We start from the raw sequence: 1014 nt of genomic DNA on the forward strand, positions 1-1014 counted from the left end.
ATCATTCTTATAATTTTGATTGCAAACCTTTTATCGGCTTGTGCATTAGCACCAAAGCTAAAACAGCCCAATGATAGAAACCGCGTGCCTATTAATAAAACAATCCCTGCCGAAATCAAGCGAGGAGACAGATGAAAAAGCGATTTATTATAACAGGAATGATTACCCTTTTGGGGATGATAAATTTAACTCTAACATCTAATTTTAGTTGGGGTTCTGAGAATAAGGATTCAACTGCCCAAACTCTTTTGCCTTTTTCAAAAGAAGAATATCTGAAAATTATTGAGTTGTTAAAACAACAAATTACAACAAACGAAAACCAGATCGAAAACGCGAAAAAAATCCATCAGTCTATAACAGAAAGTGTAAAAGAGCAAATGAACATCTTACAAAAAAGAGCATTATTAGACAGAAACAATGTCCATTTTTTGCAAGATCTGCTCTACCAACCCCCCCACGAAAACTACAGAAGGAATGTAGACATAATCCACAGGCATGGTTATATAGAACCCTTTATAACTGCGGTTAAGAGCGAAGATATGAGGGCCATCTTCTCGGCATTGCCGCAGAAGAGAATATACAATATAATTAATACACGTCTTAACTATAATGGAATTATCGAGAAAGCCGTAAGTTTGCAGGCTTTCCAAGACGCAGAGAAGCGCTTTACACAAATTGCTGATTTCTTAAATGATATAGATAAAACAACAAATTTGAGAGAAGTTTTCGAGTTGCAAACACGCATTAAGAGCATGTCATCCATGCTCCAAAATGAATACACAAAGTTACAAATGGTCAGAAATTTAAGCAACAATGAAGAGACTCTTATCGATGTACAAAAACGCCTATTGTATAAAAGAATTATAAACTCTGCCAACAAAAAAATCCCCCAAATAAGATTGAACTAATAAAACTCTTTACAACATTGACTTTTTTCATGAAAACAAAAGCCACTGTAGAAGGTTCAGTACTCTCTGAACAATCAAGAGAGACACAAATATTTTATCAAAGCCA

The 1014-nt window shown here is 34.7% G+C and carries 2 protein-coding genes; both read left to right on the forward strand.

The genetic code is table 11. The features are described 5' to 3' along the window. On the forward strand, positions 1-135 hold a 135-nt coding region (locus tag ACFIO3_RS13870), incomplete at its 5' end, for a TrwH protein (RefSeq protein ID WP_375614940.1). Continuing rightward, the gene (locus tag ACFIO3_RS13875; protein WP_375704667.1) at positions 132-908 is read left to right on the forward strand and encodes a type IV secretion system protein; all 777 of its coding nucleotides are present in this window, start codon (positions 132-134) and stop codon (positions 906-908) included. The genes ACFIO3_RS13870 and ACFIO3_RS13875, both read left to right, overlap by 4 nt. Positions 909-1014: the final 106 nt, after the last annotated feature.

This window comes from Bartonella sp. AD328YNZD (assembly GCF_042196425.1).